At 70.3% G+C, this 18,163-nt stretch carries 16 protein-coding genes; 7 read left to right on the top strand and 9 right to left on the bottom strand.

What is annotated here, in order from left to right; all coding sequences use genetic code 11:
* Positions 1 to 32 precede the first annotated feature (32 nt).
* The 3 genes from ACIP6N_RS26085 to ACIP6N_RS26075 all read right to left on the bottom strand — a co-directional run bounded on the left by ACIP6N_RS26085 (position 33) and on the right by ACIP6N_RS26075 (position 1,361).
* Positions 33 to 230, bottom strand: a complete 198-nt coding sequence (locus ACIP6N_RS26085; RefSeq protein ID WP_401819402.1) for a hypothetical protein — start codon at positions 228 to 230, stop codon at positions 33 to 35.
* Positions 231 to 368: 138 nt separating this feature from the next.
* The gene (locus ACIP6N_RS26080) at positions 369 to 725 is read right to left on the bottom strand and encodes a GNAT family N-acetyltransferase (protein WP_401819400.1); all 357 of its coding nucleotides are present in this window, start codon (positions 723 to 725) and stop codon (positions 369 to 371) included.
* A gap of 117 nt (positions 726 to 842) precedes the next feature.
* The gene (locus ACIP6N_RS26075) at positions 843 to 1,361 is read right to left on the bottom strand and encodes a DoxX family protein (RefSeq protein WP_401819399.1); all 519 of its coding nucleotides are present in this window, start codon (positions 1,359 to 1,361) and stop codon (positions 843 to 845) included.
* A gap of 179 nt (positions 1,362 to 1,540) precedes the next feature.
* On the opposite strand from ACIP6N_RS26075, the gene ACIP6N_RS26070 reads away from it, so the two are divergent.
* The 3 genes from ACIP6N_RS26070 to ACIP6N_RS26060 all read left to right on the top strand — a co-directional run bounded on the left by ACIP6N_RS26070 (position 1,541) and on the right by ACIP6N_RS26060 (position 3,971).
* The gene (locus ACIP6N_RS26070; RefSeq protein ID WP_401819397.1) at positions 1,541 to 1,963 is read left to right on the top strand and encodes a DUF350 domain-containing protein; all 423 of its coding nucleotides are present in this window, start codon (positions 1,541 to 1,543) and stop codon (positions 1,961 to 1,963) included.
* A gap of 101 nt (positions 1,964 to 2,064) precedes the next feature.
* The gene (locus tag ACIP6N_RS26065) at positions 2,065 to 3,075 is read left to right on the top strand and encodes an SPFH domain-containing protein (protein WP_401819394.1); all 1,011 of its coding nucleotides are present in this window, start codon (positions 2,065 to 2,067) and stop codon (positions 3,073 to 3,075) included.
* On the top strand, positions 3,072 to 3,971 hold the full coding sequence (locus tag ACIP6N_RS26060) for a hypothetical protein (RefSeq protein ID WP_401819393.1): 900 nt from the start codon (positions 3,072 to 3,074) through the stop codon (positions 3,969 to 3,971). The genes ACIP6N_RS26065 and ACIP6N_RS26060 overlap by 4 nt, the downstream gene beginning before the upstream one ends.
* Positions 3,972 to 4,109: 138 nt before the next feature.
* Here ACIP6N_RS26060 and ACIP6N_RS26055 read toward each other — a convergent pair whose 3' ends face one another.
* From ACIP6N_RS26055 to ACIP6N_RS26035, 5 genes are all read right to left on the bottom strand, one after another.
* Entirely contained in the window at positions 4,110 to 7,034 is a 2,925-nt protein-coding gene (locus ACIP6N_RS26055; protein ID WP_401819392.1) for a GH92 family glycosyl hydrolase, read from the bottom strand.
* 169 nt (positions 7,035 to 7,203) lie between these two features.
* A complete protein-coding gene (locus ACIP6N_RS26050) occupies positions 7,204 to 9,222 on the bottom strand; it encodes a dipeptide ABC transporter ATP-binding protein (RefSeq protein WP_401819390.1) in 2,019 nt (672 codons plus the stop codon).
* Positions 9,223 to 9,332: 110 nt separating this feature from the next.
* Complete coding sequence (locus tag ACIP6N_RS26045; RefSeq protein ID WP_401819388.1) at positions 9,333 to 10,232, bottom strand: ABC transporter permease; 900 nt, start codon at positions 10,230 to 10,232, stop codon at positions 9,333 to 9,335.
* A complete protein-coding gene (locus ACIP6N_RS26040; protein WP_401819386.1) occupies positions 10,229 to 11,179 on the bottom strand; it encodes an ABC transporter permease in 951 nt (316 codons plus the stop codon). The genes ACIP6N_RS26045 and ACIP6N_RS26040 overlap by 4 nt, the downstream gene beginning before the upstream one ends.
* Positions 11,176 to 13,026: a peptide ABC transporter substrate-binding protein gene (locus ACIP6N_RS26035; RefSeq protein ID WP_401819383.1), complete on the bottom strand. Its 1,851-nt coding sequence runs from the start codon at positions 13,024 to 13,026 to the stop codon at positions 11,176 to 11,178. The genes ACIP6N_RS26040 and ACIP6N_RS26035 overlap by 4 nt, the downstream gene beginning before the upstream one ends.
* 282 nt (positions 13,027 to 13,308) lie before the next feature.
* On the opposite strand from ACIP6N_RS26035, the gene ACIP6N_RS26030 reads away from it, so the two are divergent.
* The 4 genes from ACIP6N_RS26030 (at position 13,309) to ACIP6N_RS26015 (ending at position 17,294) form a co-directional block, all read left to right on the top strand.
* Entirely contained in the window at positions 13,309 to 14,478 is a 1,170-nt protein-coding gene (locus tag ACIP6N_RS26030; RefSeq protein ID WP_401819382.1) for an ROK family protein, read from the top strand.
* An 82-nt stretch (positions 14,479 to 14,560) separates the two neighbouring features.
* Positions 14,561 to 16,165 (top strand): M81 family metallopeptidase, encoded by a 1,605-nt coding sequence (locus ACIP6N_RS26025; protein ID WP_401819381.1) that lies wholly within the window; start codon positions 14,561 to 14,563, stop codon positions 16,163 to 16,165.
* A gap of 77 nt (positions 16,166 to 16,242) precedes the next feature.
* On the top strand, positions 16,243 to 16,539 hold the full coding sequence (locus ACIP6N_RS26020) for a DUF4235 domain-containing protein (RefSeq protein ID WP_401819380.1): 297 nt from the start codon (positions 16,243 to 16,245) through the stop codon (positions 16,537 to 16,539).
* A 125-nt stretch (positions 16,540 to 16,664) separates the two neighbouring features.
* Positions 16,665 to 17,294, top strand: coding sequence for an endonuclease (locus tag ACIP6N_RS26015; RefSeq protein ID WP_401819379.1), 630 nt, complete (start codon positions 16,665 to 16,667; stop codon positions 17,292 to 17,294).
* Positions 17,295 to 17,586: 292 nt separating this feature from the next.
* On the opposite strand, the gene ACIP6N_RS26010 is transcribed toward ACIP6N_RS26015, so the two are convergent.
* Positions 17,587 to 17,970, bottom strand: a complete 384-nt coding sequence (locus ACIP6N_RS26010; RefSeq protein ID WP_401819377.1) for a luciferase family protein — start codon at positions 17,968 to 17,970, stop codon at positions 17,587 to 17,589.
* Positions 17,971 to 18,163: the final 193 nt, after the last annotated feature.

The raw sequence follows: 18,163 nt of genomic DNA, 5'->3' as shown, positions 1-18,163 counted from the left end.
CAGCCTCGGCCGTGTGCGGGCTGCGCGGCTGATCAGCCCAGCGGCCCGGGCGCGGGCTCCGGCTCCGGTACGGGGTCGGGGCCCGGCGGGCTCGGCACCGGATCGGGTGTCGGGCCCGGCGGTGGCGGGGGCACCGGCGCCGGTCCGGGCAGCGGGCCGGGCCCGGGCACGGGCGGCCCCGGCTGCGGAATGGGCGAGGGCGGTACGGGGTCGGGGTACGGACTGGTCATGCCTGACCTCCAGAGGTGCCGAGACGTGCGTTCCCAATGTCTCCCGGTGCGCGTGCCCACGCGCGCCGGGTCCACTCATTCTTCCGGGCCGGCCGGGCCGTCCTGACCGCTCGCCGGTCCGGCGGCGCGCCGCTGCCGTCACCAGCGCCCCGGGCTCGCCTTCAACTGCGCCTTCAACTCAGCCTTCGCGGCGTCGACCGTCCCGGCCGGGACCGCCGGCGCCCCGTCGGGGTGGCGCCGCGCCCACCGGGCGGCGTACGGACACAGCGGGACGGCGGGGACGTCCTCGCGTCCGGCCATCGCGTAGAACTCCCGTACCAGCGCGCTGCCGATGCCCTTGCCCTCCTGGCCCTCCTCGACGACCGTGTGCACGGCGACCAGCGGGCCGGGGGCGGTGGCCATGGTGAAGTAGGCGATGACGCCGACGAGTTCGCCGTCCTCGTACGCTTCCAGGCGGCCCTTCGGCCGGTCGTCGCGGATGTCGAGCTGTGCCATGCGGTGTTCTCCCTTCTCTCCCTTTCGGCTCCCCCTTTCCGCGATTCCCTTCCGGATCTCTCCGGACCCGTCCCGCGATGACCGGAGACGACCGGCGTACTACGCGTCCCGGGCACGTCAGTCCTCGTCCTCGGCGTTCTCCTTGAGCCGTTTCCGGAGGATCAGCGTCGTACCGAGCGCGCCCGCCGCCAGAGCGACGGGCACCATCCAGGACCGGTCGAGGCGGTGCCCCGTCGCATGGTCGAGCGAGTAGTGTCCCGGGCCCATGATTCCGAGGGACGCCGCTGTCCACCCGATGAGGCCCGGGTACTCCAGACCGCCCTTCTGAGCGAAGAACCCGTTGGAGACGTGCACGGAGGCCGCCCCCGCCATGCCGCCCGCCGCCACCGCCCCGGCCACCGGGGTCGCCAGTCCCAGCGCGAGCAGCAGTCCGCCGCCGGCCTCGCACAGCGAGGCGGCGACGGCGCTCGGTTTGCCCGGCGTGAAGCCCATCGCCCGCATCCCCTCCGCGGTTCGGCTGATTCCCCCGCCGCCGAACCAGCCGAACAGCTTCTGGCTGCCGTGCGCGGCGAGCACCGTACCGATGCCCGCCCGCAGAGCGAGCAGTCCGAGGTCACGACGGTTCAGACGGGTCATGGCGGGCTCCGGTGGTCCGGGGGCACGGAAGAAGGGCGTACGGGTCCACTCTCGTCGGCCACCGCCCCGCAGGCCTGGCGTTGTTGGTCCGTACGGGTCAGGGCCGTACGCCCGTCCCGTGCGGTACATTTTCCGGCGCCTTGTCCTGGATCAACTTCTACGGGGAGATGAACGATTCAATGAGCGACATAGTCAACGGACTTGGCCGCGCGAGCGCCTACGGGGCGCTCGGTGTGGTCCTGCTCCTGCTCGGCATCGCGCTGGTGGATCTGCTCACACCGGGCAAGCTCGGCAAGCAGATCTGGGAGGAGCGCAACCGCAACGCGGCCGTCCTGCTCAGCTCGGCGCTGCTGGGCATCGGCGGCATCGTGTTCACGTCGATCTGGACGACGTACGAGGACTTCGGCAAGGGCCTCGTGTCGACCGCCGCGTTCGGGCTGCTCGGGCTGGTGATGATGGGGATCGCGTTCCTGGTGGTGGACCTCGTCACGCCGGGGAAGCTGGGCGCCACCCTGGTGGAGAGGGAGCCGCATCCGGCCGTGTGGATCACGGCGTCCTGCAACATCGCGGTGGCCGCGATCGTCTCGGCGGCCATCGCCTGAGCCAGCCGGAGCCGGGACTCCCTCTTCCCTTCCTCTCGTCATCTTGACGATAAATAGCTCCTCTCGATATCGTCTCATTGACGAAAAGAGGGGGTCCCGTCATGTCCGACATCACCCGGCGCCTCGGATGGCGCCATCTGCGCTCCGCGCCCACCGCCCACGTCCGCCACCACCGGCGCGGCACACTGGTCCACGAAGGTGCGGGACTGAGCTTCTGGTTCCGGGCCCTGACCGCCGCGCTCTCCGAAGTACCGGTCGACGACCGCGAGTTGGCGATGGTCTTCCATGCGCGTACCGCCGACTTCCAGGACGTCACCGTGCAGGCCACCGTGACGTACCGGATCAGCGAGCCCGCCGCCGCGGCGACACGTCTCGACTTCTCCCTCGACCCGGACACCGGCGCCTGGCGCGGCGCGCCGCTGGAACAGCTCGCCACCCTGCTGACCGAGACCGCGCAGCAGCACGCGCTCGACGTCCTCGCCCGCACACCCCTGGCGGAGGCGCTGGCCGACGGTGTGGCGACCGTACGGGAACGCGTGCGGGACGGACTCACCGCCGAACCCCGGCTGCCCGCCACCGGCATCGAGGTGGTGGCCGTACGCGTCGTCGCCGTCCGCCCCGAGCCGGAGGTGGAGCGCGCCCTGCGCACACCCGCCCGGGAGCAGATCCAGCAGGAGGCGGACCGGGCCACCTACGAGCGGCGGGCCGTGGCCGTGGAGCGCGAGCGCGCCATCGCCGAGAACGAACTCGCCAGCAGGATCGAACTGGCCCGCCGCGAGGAGCAGTTGGTCGAGCAGCACGGTACGAACGCCCGCCGAGAGGCCGAGGAGAACGCGGCGGCCGACGCGATACGGGCCGAGGCCGAGGCGCTGCGTACGGTACGGCTGGCACGCGCCGGGGCCGAGGCCGCGCGCGAGACCGGTGAGGCGCGCGCCGCCGCCCAGGACGCCTGGCTGCGGGTGCACGGCGAGGCGGACGCGGCGACGCTGCACGCGCTGGCCGTCACCCGGCTCGCGGAGAACCTGCCGCGCGTCGACAGCGTCACCCTCTCCCCGGACGTCCTCACCGGACTGCTGGCCAAGCTCGGCGGGGAAGCCGGGGAGCGGCCGTGAGCCTGGCGCCGCGCGCGGTGCTGGTGCACCGCACCAGTGAGTACGAGGAGTTGCTCGCCCGGCACGGCACCCACGGGCAGGCGGCGTTCTTCCTCTCCTCGCGCGGCCGGGACATCGAGGAGGTGGCGCAGCGGCACCACCGGGCGCGGCGCGCCTTCGCGGCGGTGGCGGCCGCGGTCCCGCCGCAGTGGCGTCAGGCCCGGGTGGAGCGCGCCGATCTGGACCGGTTCCTGTTCGCCCCGGAGGATGTGGTGGTGGTCGTCGGGCAGGACGGGCTGGTCGCCAACGCGGCCAAGTACCTGGCGGGACGGCCGGTGATCGGCATCGACGCGGATCCCGGCCGCAATCCCGGCGTGCTGGTGCGTCACCGTGCGGCGGACGCGGGGAAGTTGCTGCGTGCGGCCGGCTCCGGCGGCGCAGTCGTGGACGAACTCACCATGGTGGAGGCCGTCGCCGACGACACGCAGCGGCTGCTCGCCCTCAACGAGATCTATCTCGGCAGCCCGGGGCACCAGAGCGCCCGCTACCGTCTCGGCCCCGACGACGACTCCGTACCCGCCGAGGCCCAGGCGTCCTCGGGCGTGCTGGTGGGTACGGGCACGGGCGCGACCGGCTGGCTGCGCTCCCTGCGCCAGGAGCGCGGCAGCACCCTGCCGCTGCCGGGCCCCTCGGACCCGCTGCTGGTCTGGTACGTACGCGAGGCGTGGCCCTCCCCCACCACCGGGACGTCCCTGGTCGAAGGGGTGCTCGCCGACGCGGAGCGGCTGCGGCTGACCGTGGAGTCCGACCGTCTGGTGGCCTTCGGTGACGGCATGGAGAACGACGCGCTGGTGCTGACCTGGGGCCAGACGGTGCGCCTCGGGCGGTCGGTGACCTCGCTGCGGCTGCTGGACTGAACAACGAGAACACTGAGAAAAACTGAAAGAACCGCAAGAACCGCAAGCAGCGAAAGCAGGCGGGACGGACACCGCCCGAGGCGGTGCCCGTCCCTCCTGTCTCTGCCGAGCGCCGTATCAACGGAGCGACGCGAACGCCTACTTCGTGGTCAGGGCCACGTCGAAGACGTGCATGATGCCGCGGTCGGTGCCCTGCGGCAGGACGACGGCGGCGACACGCCTGGCCGGGTCCAGGACCTGCGGGACGGTGGCGAACACCTTGGCCTGCAAGGTGTCGGTGGTGCCGTTGGCGTTGTTGCGCCCGGACGTGGTGACCAGCGGCACGTTGCCGAACTGGTACGTGTCGCCCGGGGTCCAGTCGGTGAGCTGTACAGGCACGCTCTGGGTGGTGCCGTCGGTGTACTCGACGGTGGCGTTGCCCTGCGCGGGACCGTTGGTCGCGAGGCCGAGGAACGAGACGCCGGTCGCCTTGGCGCCCTTCATGTCGATGCGCTGGCCGTGCGGGATCCAGTTGTCGGGCGTGCCCGGCTTGGTGTCGGGCCAGCGGAACTCGACTCCGGTGTCACCGAGCGGCAGCCGCGCGCCCGGTGCCGCGCCCGCCGCGGCGAGCTGCTCGCGGGACAGCGAGTTGTCGCTCACGTCGAGCGAGCCGAGCGAGCCCTTGCCCGCCGGGGTGCTGCCGATGTTGTTGCGGCTGTCGCTGCCGTCGGTGTACGACGGCGGTACGTCGGCGGCCTTGGTTCCCCACGCGCCCGCGGTGCGGCCCATGGTGAAGTCGAGCGTGCCGCCCTTGCGGGCGAAGTCCTCGCCGACCCAGGAGCGCGAGGTGGACTTGCGGTCGACCTTGAGGCCGGTCACGTACTTCTTCGCACCGGCGACGCCATCCGCCTTGATGCTGATGGAGCGGCGGGTTCCGACGCTGTCGATCTCGATGCGCTCGAACATGGGCGCGCTGAGGACGAGGTTGGCGGTGCCGTAGATCGACGGGTACATACCGAGGTTGGACCAGACGTACCACGAGCTGAGGGAGCCGAGGTCGTCGTTGCCCGGCAGACCGGTCGGAGTCGTGTCGTACATCTCGCTGACCGCGCGGCGCAGCACGTCGCTCGTCTTGTCGGGGCGGCGCAGCCAGTTGTAGACGAACGGCATGGAGAAGCTGGGCTGGTTGCTCAGGTACGCGCCGGTCGTGCCGTACACACCGGCGTCGAGCTCCTTGGTGTGTTCGTCGAGGTCGGCGGTGACGGTCTCGATGCCGCCGCGCTTCTCGATCAGGGTGCCCACGTTCTGCGGGACGAGCCAGCCGTACTGGAGGCCGGTGGCCTGGTCGAACTGGTCGCCGCGCTCCGTCAGGTTGAACGCCCGGTCGAAGCCGTTGCGTTCACGCGGGCGGATCTGGCGGGTCTGGTCGTCGAAGACGTTCTGCCAGTTCTGCGCACGCGCCATGAAGGTGTCGTACGACTTGCGGTCACCGAGACGCTGGGCGAGCTGGGCGATGCCGAAGTCGTCGATGGCGTACTCGAGCGTCGTGGAGGTCGCGACGCCGCCCTTGCGGTTCTCGATGAAACCGGTGCTGAAGTACTGGTACGCGTTGTTGCGCCGTGTGGTGTCCGCGGGCAGCGTCTGGGTGCTGACCATGGACGCGAGGGCGGCCTTGCGGTCGTACCCGGTGCTGCCGAACGCGTCGATCGAGGAGAGCGCGGACTGCAGGGAGTCGCCGCTCATCTTCTGCTGCGCCGCGTTGAGGTGCGGCCAGTTCGACCACGTACCGGTCTGCGTCACCATGTCCACGATGGACTGGTTGATGTCGTCGCCGACCTTGGGGTAGAGCAGGGCGACCAGCTGCGACTGGCTGCGGTACATGTCCCAGCCGGCGTAGGTGGAGTAGTGGTGACGGCCCTTGGCGACCTTGCGGACCTTGCCGTCGTAGCCGGTGTACTGGCCGTTGACGTCGTCGAAGACGTTGGGGTTCAGCAGGGAGTGGTAGAGCGCGGTGTAGAACTTCACGCGCTCGTCCTTGCTCCCACCGCTGACCTTGACGGTGTCCAGGGCGTCACGCCACGTGCGGGCGGCGCCGGACCGTACCTGGTCGAAGCTGTGCTTGCCGGCCTCGCTGGTGGCGTTCTGCGCGGCGTTGGCGATGCTGACGTAGCTCAGTCCGGTCTTGGCGGTGACCTTCGCGCCCTTGTCGAAGACGAGGTAGGCGCCGGCGTCGTGCTTGGCCTCGCCGCCCTTGACGGTGGCGGAGCCCGCGGTGACGGCGTCACCCTTCCAGGTGCCGTAGGACCTGATCGGCTTGTCGTACGTGGCCGAGAAGTACGCGCGGTAGCGTCCGCCCTCGTCGCACACGGACGCGGTCTCCACCCAGCCGCTGACCGTCTTGCCCTTGACGGTGATCTCGCTGCCGAAGACCCGGTTGTTCGAGCCCGCGACGTCCAGGATCAGCGTGGAGTTGCCCCGCGAGGGGAAGTCGTAGCGGCTGACGGCCGTGCGGGTCGTGGAAGTCAGCTCGGTGCCGACGCCGTTGGCCAGGTCCACGGAGTAGTAGCCGGGGTCGGACTTCTCCTTGGCGTGGTCGAAGCCGAGGTAGTAGTCGGTGATGGCGGTCGACGGGCTCTTCGGCAGCGCGCCGCCGGTCAGCTCGCCGGTGTACGGCAGGACCGGGAAGTCGAAGCCGCTGAAGCGGCCTTCGCAGCCGGTGCCCGACAGGCGGGTCATGCCGAAGCCGCGGATCTTGTCGGCGGTGTACTCGTACCCGCCCTTCTGGTCACCGTCGCTGGTGCGGAAGGTGACGGGGCTGGGCTGCACCATGCCGAACGGGACCGTCGCGCCCGGCCAGGTGTTGCCGTAGGCGCTGTTGCCCTTGTTCTGCGTCGTGTCCAGCTCGGTGCCGATGAACTGGTCCACGGCGTCGAAGGCGCTGATGTCCTTGGTGTGGGCCGCCGCCGTGGTGGGCACCAGGCTCGCCACGACCGCGCCCGCGACGAGAGCCGCCGACACGAGTCTTCGGCGGCGGAGGGACAAGGGCGAGGGGCGGGACAATTGCCGTGAAACTGATGCCCACATGAGTGCGAGGTCCTCCAGAACCTTTGCTGAGCCGCGCTGTTGAACAACAGCGCAGGACTGGTCTCCACAGTCCGGCGAAAAGACGGCGCGGGGAAGACCCAGAGGGAACCGAATAGTGAACCAGCCATAAAACCTGCACGTGACAGGCTTGCTGGCTGAAATTCGCCGGTCACACCGCTTCGCGCACCAGGGGGAAGTGACAGGCGACCTGGTGGCCCTCGCCGTCCGGAGTGGTCGCGAGCGGTTCCGTCTCGGCGCACACGTCCCGGGCGCGCGGGCAACGGGTACGGAACCGGCAGCCGGACGGCGGGTTCGCGGCGGACGGTGTCTCACCGCCGAGCGGGGCGCGGTCCGGGGCCGCCAGGGCCGGGTCCGGCACGTTGACGGTGTCGAGCAGGCCCCGGGTGTACGGGTGCAGGGGGCGCGCGTACACCTGCTCGGCCGGCCCCGACTCGACCAGCTTGCCCAGGTACATCACAGCGACCGTGTCCGCGAGATAGCGGACGACCGCCAGGTCGTGCGAGATGAAGAGGTACGTCAGTCCGCGGTCGCGCTGGAGGTCCCGCATCAGGTTGAGGATCTGCGCCTGCACGGAGACATCGAGCGCCGAGACCGGCTCGTCGGCCACGATCAGCTCCGGAGACAGGGTCAACGCCCGTGCGAGACCGAGGCGTTGACGCTGGCCGCCGGAGAACTCGTGTGGGTAGCGGGCGACCGCGCCGCGCGGCAGGCCCACCGCGTCGAGCAGTTCGCCGACGATACGGTCCTGTTCCGCCCGGTCGCCCACGCCCTGGATCACCAGGGGTTCACGCAGGATCGCGCCGACTCGCATCCGGGGGTCCATGGCCGCGGTGGAGTCCTGGAACATCAGCTGGATCCTGCGCCGGTGGGCGCGGCGCTCGGCGCGGTCCATGGCGGCCAGGTCGCGGCCCTCGAAGGCGATCGTGCCCGAGGTCGGGTCCTCAAGCCCGGCGACCATCCGGCCCATGGTGGTCTTGCCGCAGCCGGACTCACCGACCACGCCGTAGGTTTCGCCCTTCCTGATGGTCAGCGTCACACCGCCGACGGCACTGACGGTTCCGCGCGAGCGCGAGAACGGGCCGCCGCGCAGCGGGAAGTCCTTGCGCAGTTCGGTGATTTCCAGCAGGGCCGCGCCCGCCGGCACCACGGGCGCCGGCGCCCCGGTGTCGTACGGCTCGACCTCCAGCGGTGTGCCCGCTTCCTCGGGGACGGGGTGGAAGCAGGCGAACCGGTGCTCCCCTTCGGTCAGTTGTGGCTCCTCGGTGCGGCACACGCCGGTGGCGTACGAGCAGCGCGCGGCGAAGCGGCAGCCCTGCTGCGGGGCCGCGAGGTTGGGCGGCAGGCCGGGGATGGTGCGCAGTTCGGTGGCGCCGACGACGGCCCGCTCGGGCAGAGCGGCGAACAGCGCCTGGGTGTAGCGGTGTTTGGGGTGCGCGAAGAGGTCTCGTACACCGGAGGTCTCCGCGACCTTGCCCGCGTACATCACGGCGACGCGGTCCACCCGGTTGGCGATGACGCCGAGGTCGTGGGTGACGAGGATCATCGCCATGCCGAGACGGGAGCGCAGGTCGTCGATGAGTTCGAGGATCTGGTGCTGCGTCGTCACATCGAGCGCGGTGGTCGGCTCGTCGGCGATGAGGAGCCTCGGCTCGCAGACGAGCGCCATGGCGATGGCGACGCGCTGACGCATGCCGCCGGAGAGCTGGTGCGGGTAGGACTTCATCCGCTCTGCGGGCTGCGGCATACCGACAAGACCGAGCATGTCCTGGGCGCGCCGCCACGCCTCGCGCCGGGTCGTCTCGCGGTGCAGGAGCAGGGGTTCGGCGACCTGGGCTCCGATGGTCATGGTCGGGTTGAGGGAGGTCAGCGGGTCCTGGAAGACCATGCCGATGGTGTTGCCGCGGACCTCGCGCAGGACCTTCTCGCCGCCCGCGGCGAGGTCCTGTCCGTCGAAGAGGACCCGGCCCCGGCTGATGGAGCCGCCGGACGGGAGCAGTCCGAGGACGCTGAGCGCGGTCATCGTCTTGCCGCTGCCTGACTCGCCGACGATGCCGAGGGCTTCGCCGGGGGCCAGGTCGAGGCTGATGCCGTCGAGGGCGTGGACGGTGCGGTCGCGGGTCTCGATGTCGACGTACAGATCGTCGATCCGGAGCAGCGGATCGGTCATGGGCGGTTCCTCCGGACAGGGGCGATGACGGTGGCGGTGACGCGCGCGTACGGCGCGGTGACAGTGACGCGGGAGTGCGCGGGACTGGCGCCCGACTCCCTCGCGGTCAACTACTTCTTCTGGAGCCGTACTTCGAAGGCGTCCCTGAGGCCGTCACCGATGAAGTTGAAGGCGCCGACGACCAGCACGATGGCGATGCCCGGCGGGAAGATCAGCCACCAGTAGCCGTTCTGGGTGTAGGTGATGCCGGCGGACAGCATCGATCCCCAGTCGGTGGCGGGCGGCGGTACGGAGAGGCCGAGGAACGCCAGATAGCTCACGTAGAGGATGGCGTCGGCGATCTGGAACGTGCAGTTGACGATGACCGTGCCGATGGCGTTGGGCACGATGTGCCGGAACACGGCGCGGGCGCCGCCGCCGCCCATCATGCGCATCGCCTGGACGTACTCGCGGTCGCGCAGTGAAAGCGCCTCGCCGCGGACCAGGCGGGCCGGGGAGAGCCAGGCGACCGCCGCGATGATCACCACGAGCACGGTCTTGGTCGGTGTGATGATGGCCGCGACCACGACCAGCAGGAACATCGCGGGGATGGCGAGCGCCGCGTCGGTGACCCGCATCATCACGGCGTCGGTCCAGCCGCCGAAATACCCGGAGACGGCGCCCCAGACCGTACCGAAGAGGGTGGCGAGCAGGCCGGCTGCGAGGCCGACCTCCAGGGAGGAACGCCCGGCGACCATGAGCCGTCCGACGAGGTCATAGCCGAGGTCGGTGGTACCGAGGAGATGTCCCGGGCTGCCCGGTGCCAGGTTGGCCTGCGACAGGGCGGTGTGCACCTGGTCGGTGGGATGGATCAGCGGTCCGAGGTAGCAGAACGCCAGCAGCAGGACGAGAACGACGACGCCGGTGAGGGCGAGCTTGTTGCCGGTGAAGACCTGGAGCGTACGGCGGGCGAGGGACGGGGTCGCGAGGTCGGCGTCCTCGTGCCCGGGTGCTATGGCTGCGGTGCTCATGCGACGCTCCGGATCCGGGGGTCGAGGACGGCGTAGACGATGTCGGTGAGGAGCGATCCGAGCACGGTGGCGACGCCGACGACGAGCGTCACACCGAGCAGTACGGGGAAGTCTGAGCCCTGTGCGGCGTTCCAGAACAGCAGCCCCATACCGGGGTAGTTGAACATCGCCTCGACGACGAGAGCGCCGCTGAACAGCGTCGGCAGGTAGAGCCCGAGGAGCGTGGCGAGCGGGATGAGCGCGTTGCGCAGGACGTGCCTGACGAGGATCCGGCGGCCGGACTGGCCCTTGGCCATCGCGGTGCGTACGTATTCCTCGGTGAGGTTGTCGAGGGTCGCCGAGCGCATGTAGCGGCTGAACATCGCGATGATGCCCAGCGCCATGGTGACGACCGGCAGCACCATGCCGGAGAAGCCGCTGAAGATCGCGGAGACGGACTCGCCCTGGGGCGCCTCCGCCGGGAAGACCGGCAGGATCTGGCTGAAGACGATGATGAGGATCAGCCCGAGGAAGAACACCGGGGTGGCGTACGCGAGGAACGCGGCGCCCGTGAGCAGGTAGTCGGAGACCTTGCCGCGGCGCACGGCCTGCAGCAGGCCCAGCGGCACGGCGACGAGCACGGCGACGAGTGTGGAGAGCGCGGTCAGCATCAGCGTCTTGGGCAGCCGCTGGGTGAGCAGCTGCGACACCGGCTGGTTGAGCTTGTACGACTCCCCCAGGTCACCGGTGAGCAGCCGCTTCAGATAGCTGAAGTACTGCATGGGCAGGGAGCGGTCGTAGCCCTGTACGTCGTTGAAGTGCGCGATCTGCTGCGGGGTGCCCTTCGGCCCGAGGATGGCGCGGGCGGGTCCGCCCGGCAGCAGGTGGAGCAGCACGAAGACGATGACCGACACCAGGAAGAGGACGACCACCGCCTGGAGGAAACGCTTGGCGAGAAAGCCGGTCACTGATCGGCTCCCTTCTTGACGTAGTACCAGTCCTGGGGGGCGATGGTGACGGTCGGGTTCTGGTCGATGCCGCGCAGGTCGTTGCGGATGACGGAGACCTGGTAGGCGGGGTTGGGCATCCACATCACGGGCAACTGCCGTGCCAGGTAGAGGCCGTAGGCGTGGGTGGCGTTCGGGTCCGCGGAGTACTGGACGGCGCGGATGAGCCGGTCGGCCTTCGGATCCGAGTAGTTGCCGAAGTTGGCCGAGGCGCCGGTGGAGAACAGCTGCTCACCACTGGGGTTGAGCGGGTAGTACCAGCTGCCGGCCGTGCCGAAGAACGACATGTCCCAGTCGCAACCCGGCTCACCCGCCTTGCAGGGCACGGAGTTCCCGAGGACGGAGTTGAGCGGTTGCTGACGTATCTCCAGGGTGATCCCGGCCTTGCTGAGCGAGGATTTCAGCTCCTGCATCATGTTCGTCGTCTCGGTGGAGCCCGACTGGGAGAGCAGGGTCAGGTTCAGCGGCGCGTTCTTCGCGATCCCGGCGCCGCACTGGTCGGGCCCGGTTCCCGGCCGGGTGCAGCGGGCCCGTCCGTCGCGGATGCTCCAGCCGTGCTCCGTCAGCAGCGCGCGGGCCGAACCGACCGAGTACGGATACTGGTTGTGCTCCATGGCCTCGGAGGTGTACTGCGTCTTGGGTGTGACGGGCACGGGGCCGAGCGTCGGATCCGCGCTGCCCTGCCAGACGATGTCGCTCATGGATTTCTGGTCCACCAGGTGCTGCATGGCCTGGCGTATGTAGAGCTGCCTCATCTGCGGCCCGCCGTGCGAGGAGTTGAAGTTGTAGACGATGTAGGTGGCCGCCCAGCCTTCCCACGGGTCGACGCGGTAGCCGCGGCTCTCGAACTTCGACTTCTGCGCCAGGACGGACGGCGGTATGTAGCCGTAGTCGACGCCGCCGGCGCGCAGGACGTTGAACTCCGAGTCGGCGGTGGTGAAGGGCTTCAGGACAACCTTGTCGAGATGCGGCCGGGCCTGCCCGGTGTACTGCGGGTTCGGTACCAGCGAGACCTGACCCGAGTCCCGCCATTCGGCTATCTTCCAGGGGCCGTTGATGGTCTTCCAGAGCGGATCGGTGGAGTAGGCGCCCAGGCTCTTGGAGTGCCGTGTGAGCCGCGCGAAGACCTTCTTGGCGCCCGCGGTGGTGCGGTCCCAGTCGCCGGTCTTCCCGCCGTCGGTGGTGGCGTCCCAGGCGGCCTGCGGCAGCGCGCGCATCAGGGTGAGCTGGTTGGCGGTGAACCAGTCGGGGTTGTAAGCGCGGTCGAGATGCAGCCGTACGGTGTGGTCGTCGACGGTCTCGAACCGCTTGACGTTGTCGGGCATGGTGCCGACCGAATAGTTGCCCCACTCGGCCTTGTTGGCCTTGACGAGGTTGAACCAGAACTCGATGTCGCGTGCGGTGACCGGTTTCCCGCCGGACCAGGTGATGTCCTCGCGCAGCGGAACCGTGACCGTGGTGTTCCCGTCGCTGTAGACGGGCTTGCCGCCCAGGGTGTTGGAGCCCGTGGTGGTGAGGGAGCCGTCCTTCTTCACCGCGTCGTAGACCGGCAGGTAAAGCAGCGTCTGGATCGCGTAGTTGTACGCGGCGCCGTAACCGGGGGCGCCGATGGGGAAGATCCAGTTCGGTGTGGCGGCCGGTGGCAGTGCCATCGTGGCGGTACCGCCCTCGACGGGGACACCGCCGGTGGGGGCCATGTCGATCCGGCCACCGTCCTGCGTACAGCCGGACAGGACCGCGACCAGCACCGCCCCGACGAGGGCCGCGACGACTGCGCGAAGCCGCGCGGGTGAGCGCCCTGGGCGCATGGATGGGCCTCCATCGGGTCCGGCGGACGGCCGAAGAGGAGTTCGGCCGGTTGTGGGTGAAAGTGAGGGAAAGTTAGGACCGATGACGAAAATAAGTCAAGGGCTGAATACAACGGACGAAGCAACTCGCCTGGACACTTTGTCCGTTGATGAGCGATTTCACCGGCCCGATGCGGTGAAGACTTTCCCCTACCACCTGGCGGAAGTTGGGCCTGAATCGGTAACTTACGCCGAGAGAACGCGAACTTGATTCGATTATTCGAAACAAGACGAGGGAGCGAGATGGCGGAGAGCCCGTCCAACCAGGACATCCTGCGCATGGTGTCCTCAGGCGCGGCGACGTCACGGGCCGAGCTGGTCCGTGAACTGGGCCTGGCCGCCTCGACGGTGTCACTGCGCGTACAGGAACTCGTCACGGCCGGCCTCCTCACCGAGTCCGGCGAGGGCGCCTCCCGGGGCGGGCGCCGGCCCCGGCTGCTGCGGGTACGCCGGGACGACGGCGTGGCTCTCGCCGCCGACCTCGGCTCCCACCACGGGCGGATGGCCGCCGTGGGGCCCGACGGCACGGTCATGGACGCCACCGACCACAGCCACGACCTCACGGCGGGACCGGAACCGGCCGTCGAGTGGCTGGCCGGCAGGCTCGGCGCGCTCGCGGAGCGGCAGCGGGCGGCGGGACGCACCGTGACCGGGGCCGGTGTGGCCTTCCCGGGCCCGGTGGACGTGGCGACAGGACGCGTACTGTCCCCGTCCCGGATGCCCGGCTGGCACCGCTTCCCGCTGCGTGACGTTCTCGCCCGGCGTCTCGGGATGCCCGTCTTCGTGGACAACGACGCCACCTTGATGGCCGTCGGCGAACACCTGACAGCACGTCAGCGCCTGGAACATCTGGTCGTCGTCAAGGTCGGCAGGGGCATCGGCTGCGGTGTCATCTCCGGCGGCCGTCCGTACCGGGGTGCCAACGGGGCCGCGGGCGACATCAGCCACGTCCGGGTCGACGCGGCGCAGGACCGCCCATGCAGCTGCGGCAACATCGGCTGCCTGGAGACGGTCGCCAGCGGCGCCGCGCTTCAGCGTGAACTCGCCGTGCAGGGGCCCGCGGTGGACGGTACGGCCGATCTGCTCCGGCTGGTGGCCGACGGCGATCCGTACGCGACCACCCTCGTCCGCACGGCCGGTCGGCACATCGGCACCGTACTGAGCGTCGTCGTCAATTTCTTCAACCCGCAGGCGGTCGTCCTCGGCGGCGCGCTCGCCGCCGCCGAACCGCTCGTCGCCTCGGTCAGAGGGGTGCTGTACGAGCGCTGCCTGCCGATGGCCACGGCGGACCTGGAGATCACCACAACCGTCACGGGACGCGACTCGGGGCTGCTGGGCGCGGGGCTCATGGTCCTGCGTGAGGGCGTCCCGCACCTGGCGGACACAGCGGGCTCCCCGGTGCCACGCCCGTAGACACACCACCACACACGCCACGGCACACCACCACCGCACACCGCGCCGGCACGCGGTGCGCCCGACCCGGAAAGCACTCCCCATGACCAGCGCCTCCCCCGACGTTCCCAACGCCTTTGAAAACCCCGGCCGTCCGCTGCGTATCGGCATCGGCGGCATCGGCATCGAGTCGTCCACCTTCTGTCCGCACCGCTCCACGGCGGACGACTTCCGTCAGACGCGTGGCGCCGAACTCCTCGGCCGCTACACCTGGACGCGGCCGGACTCCGACCTCGCGCCGCACATCGAGTGGGTGCCCCTGCTGCACGCCACCGCGCTGCCCGGCGGTCCCGTCGAGGCCGCGTCGTACCTGCTGCTCAAGGACGAGCTGGTCACCCGTATCCGTGCGGCGGGCCCCCTCGACGGGCTGGTCTACGACCTGCACGGCGCGATGAGTGTGATCGGCCTCGCCGACGCGGAAGGCGATCTCACCGAAGCCGTACGGGCGGCTCTCGACGCGGTCGGCACCCCCGAGGACCCGGCGAACGGCCGTCCCATGATCTCGGCGGCGACGGATCTGCACGGCAATGTCTCGCGCAGGTTCGCCGACCTGGTGGACCTGCTCACCGCCCACCGGCTCGCGCCGCACGAGGACGCCTGGGACACCCGCGAACGCGCGGCCCGCAAGCTGGTCGAGCGGCTGCGGCTGCCCGAGGGCGCACGCCGCCCGCACCGCGCCTGGGTACAGATCCCCGTCCTGCTGCCCGGCGAGAAGACGAGCACCCGGCTGGAGCCCGCGAAGAGCCTGTACGGCAGGCTCGCGGGGATCGAGGCCAAGCCCGGGATCACGGACGCGGCGATCTGGGTCGGGTACGCGTGGGCCGACCAGCCCCGCTGCCGGGCGGCCGTGGTCGTCACGGGCGACGACGCGGAGCTGGCCGCCGCGGAGGCCGCGTCGCTGGCCCGCCAGTACTGGGACGTACGCCGCGACTTCCAGTTCGTCGGGCCGACCGGCACGGCGCGGGAGTGCGTCGCCGCAGCGGTCGCCTCAGACCGCCGTCCGTTCCTGATCAGCGATTCGGGCGACAACCCGACCGCGGGCGGCGCGGGCGACCTCGCGTACATGCTCTCCACGCTCCTCTCCCACGAGGACATCGCCTCCGGCCGGGTCACCGCCGTACACCCCGGCATCACGGACCCCGCAGCCGTACGCGCCTGCTTCGAGGCGGGTACGGGCGCGCGAGTCACGCTGGACATCGGCGGCAAGGTCGACCCGAACCACGGCGGCCCGTACCGGCTGACCGGCACCGTGACGGCCCTCCAGCGCGCGGCGGACAAGACCGACCGGGCGGAGGGCGGCGCGTACGACCTGGGCTGTGACCTGGCGGCGATCACGGTCGGTGGTCTCACGGTCGTCGTCACCGAGCGCCGCAAGCCGTTCCACACGCTCGCCGACTTCACGGGGCCGGCGGTGGGCGGCCTTGGCATCGACCCGCGCACGTTCGACCTCGTCGTCGTCAAGATCGGTTACCTGGAACCCGAGCTGTACGACATGGCGGCGGACTGGCTCCTCGCCCTCACCCCGGGCGGCGTCGACCAGGACCTGCTGCGCCTGGGCCACCACCGGGTGGAACGGCCGCTGTACCCGTTCGACGAGGACGCGTACGGCGACGGTCCCGGCCCTGATCTGACGCCGGTCCTGCTGTAGGCGGGTCCCGCCTCGGAGCGTGCGTATCGGGCCTGCCGGGGTGTGTGCACCGGGCCCGCGGCGGGCAGTCGATTGAGGTGAAGAAGAAACAGAAGCTGTCACTTGCCTACAAACCCGTCGGTTTCGCCCTCGGCTGGGTCGGCGGCGCCCTGGCCGGGCAGGTGTTCCAGCAGACGTGGAAGGCCCTGCGGCACGAGGACGACGCGCCCGATGCCCTGGACCCGGACCGGGGCTGGGGCGAGGTCCTGCTCGCGGCCGCGATCCAGGGCGCGATCTTCGCCGTCGTACGCGGCGCCGTCGACCGGGCGGGCGCCAAGGCCATAGAACGCGCGACGGGCACCTGGCCGAGCAACAATGGAAAGGGCAGGGACTGATCTCTTCCTGTTTCCGGCCGCAAGGCCCGTGACGTGGGGCCCGTGGGGTTCGTGACCGGAACCTCTGATCGCGGGGCCCGTGACCGAGGCCCGTGACCGCAACCACCTGACTCAGGAGGTGCGTCGTGGCGCAATCCGGCAACCGCGAAGCCGTACGAGAACTGCTCGACACCTACGGCAGTACGTACGCGTCCGAGGCGGACATCCGGCTCAAGAACACTCCGCAGCCGCTCTACCAGTTGCTTGTGCTGTCCTTCCTGCTGAGCGCGCGCATCAGCAGCGGCATCGCGCTCGCCTCGTCGCGGGCGCTCTCCCGGGCCGGCATGCGCACCCCGCGCAGGATGGCGGACACCACCTGGCAGGAACGCGTGGACGCCCTCGGCCGGGGCGGATACCGGCGCTACGACGAACGGACGGCGACGCAGCTCGGCAAGGGCGCCGACATCCTGCTGGAGGAGTACGGCGGCGACCTGCGCAAGCTGCGCGCCGAGGCGCACGAGGACGTCACGGAGCTGCGCCGGCTGCTCCAGCAGGTTCCCGGACTGGGACCGGTGGGGGCGGACATCTTCCTGCGGGAGGTACAGAGCATCTGGCCCGAGGTCGCGCCCTATCTGGACAAGAAGGCCCAGCAGGGCGCGCGCCGCGTCGGGCTGCCGCCGGAGCCGGGGAAACTGGCGGACCTGGCCGGCGACACGGACCGGGCGACGTTCGCGGCCGCGCTGGTCAGGGCGGCTCTCGACAAGTCGAAGACGTGAGCGGACGAGGACGGCGGCACACGCCGTTACGCACGAGGCCGCCGGGCCCGGCCCCGGGTCGGTGGCACTGGTACGCAGGGCGTTCGACGGCGGCTGACGTCTGAAGTTGACTGGGACCGTCAGTTCTGGGGCAGCCGGTCACCCGAGGGTCGCTTTCCGCCGCTCCCGTCGCCACCGAGCTGATCGTCGGGCTTCTGACGACCGGTGCCGACTCGACCGCTGTGTTTGCTGTCCGTTTCGCGATCGGCCGCGTCACCGGAGCCGGAGCCGTGGCGGGGCGGGGCGGCGGGAGTCAGTGGGACGAGGAGTACGCGCGCTGCCGTGAGCAGGGATCGGTGACCGGCCCGGTGACCGATCCCTCGGGAAGTATGGTCGCGGCCTGGAGCGCCGCGCTGACCAGAGTGGTGAGCAGATCGATGTCGGCGCCGGTGTCGAGCCGCACGGTCACCCACCCCGAGCCCGCCCGCAGGCGCAGAGCGGTCGAGTTCTTCAGAGCGGGTCGCAATTTGGCGATCATGGAATGGGTAAGGTGCACATCGGCTTCGTTCTCGCCGTGGAAGTGCACGATTTCCTTGTCACCCGCGCTCACGCACAGGTCTGTGCCGCAGTAGGACTGGTCTCCACTGAGACCGGGCCACGTCATCAGCCGTTCGCCGGCATGCCTGGCAGCGTTCATGCTTTCAGCCTGCCGTACGGCGACCGCCCCGCACAGAGAAAATGAATAACGGATCCGGCGCACTTCTCACTCTTATCGGCCACGCCCCAGCCAATGCCGCCGCCGGACGCCGGGTCGCGCCCGTCGCCCGTCACCACCGGGCCGGGGGCTGTCTCGGCACGGACACGCTCCTGCCTCCGGCCGCCGGGATGCG

The organism is Streptomyces sp. NPDC088725, assembly GCF_044751305.1.
Classification (GTDB): Bacteria; Actinomycetota; Actinomycetes; order Streptomycetales; family Streptomycetaceae; genus Streptomyces.
This window is presented reverse-complemented; position numbering and strand designations above follow the sequence as displayed.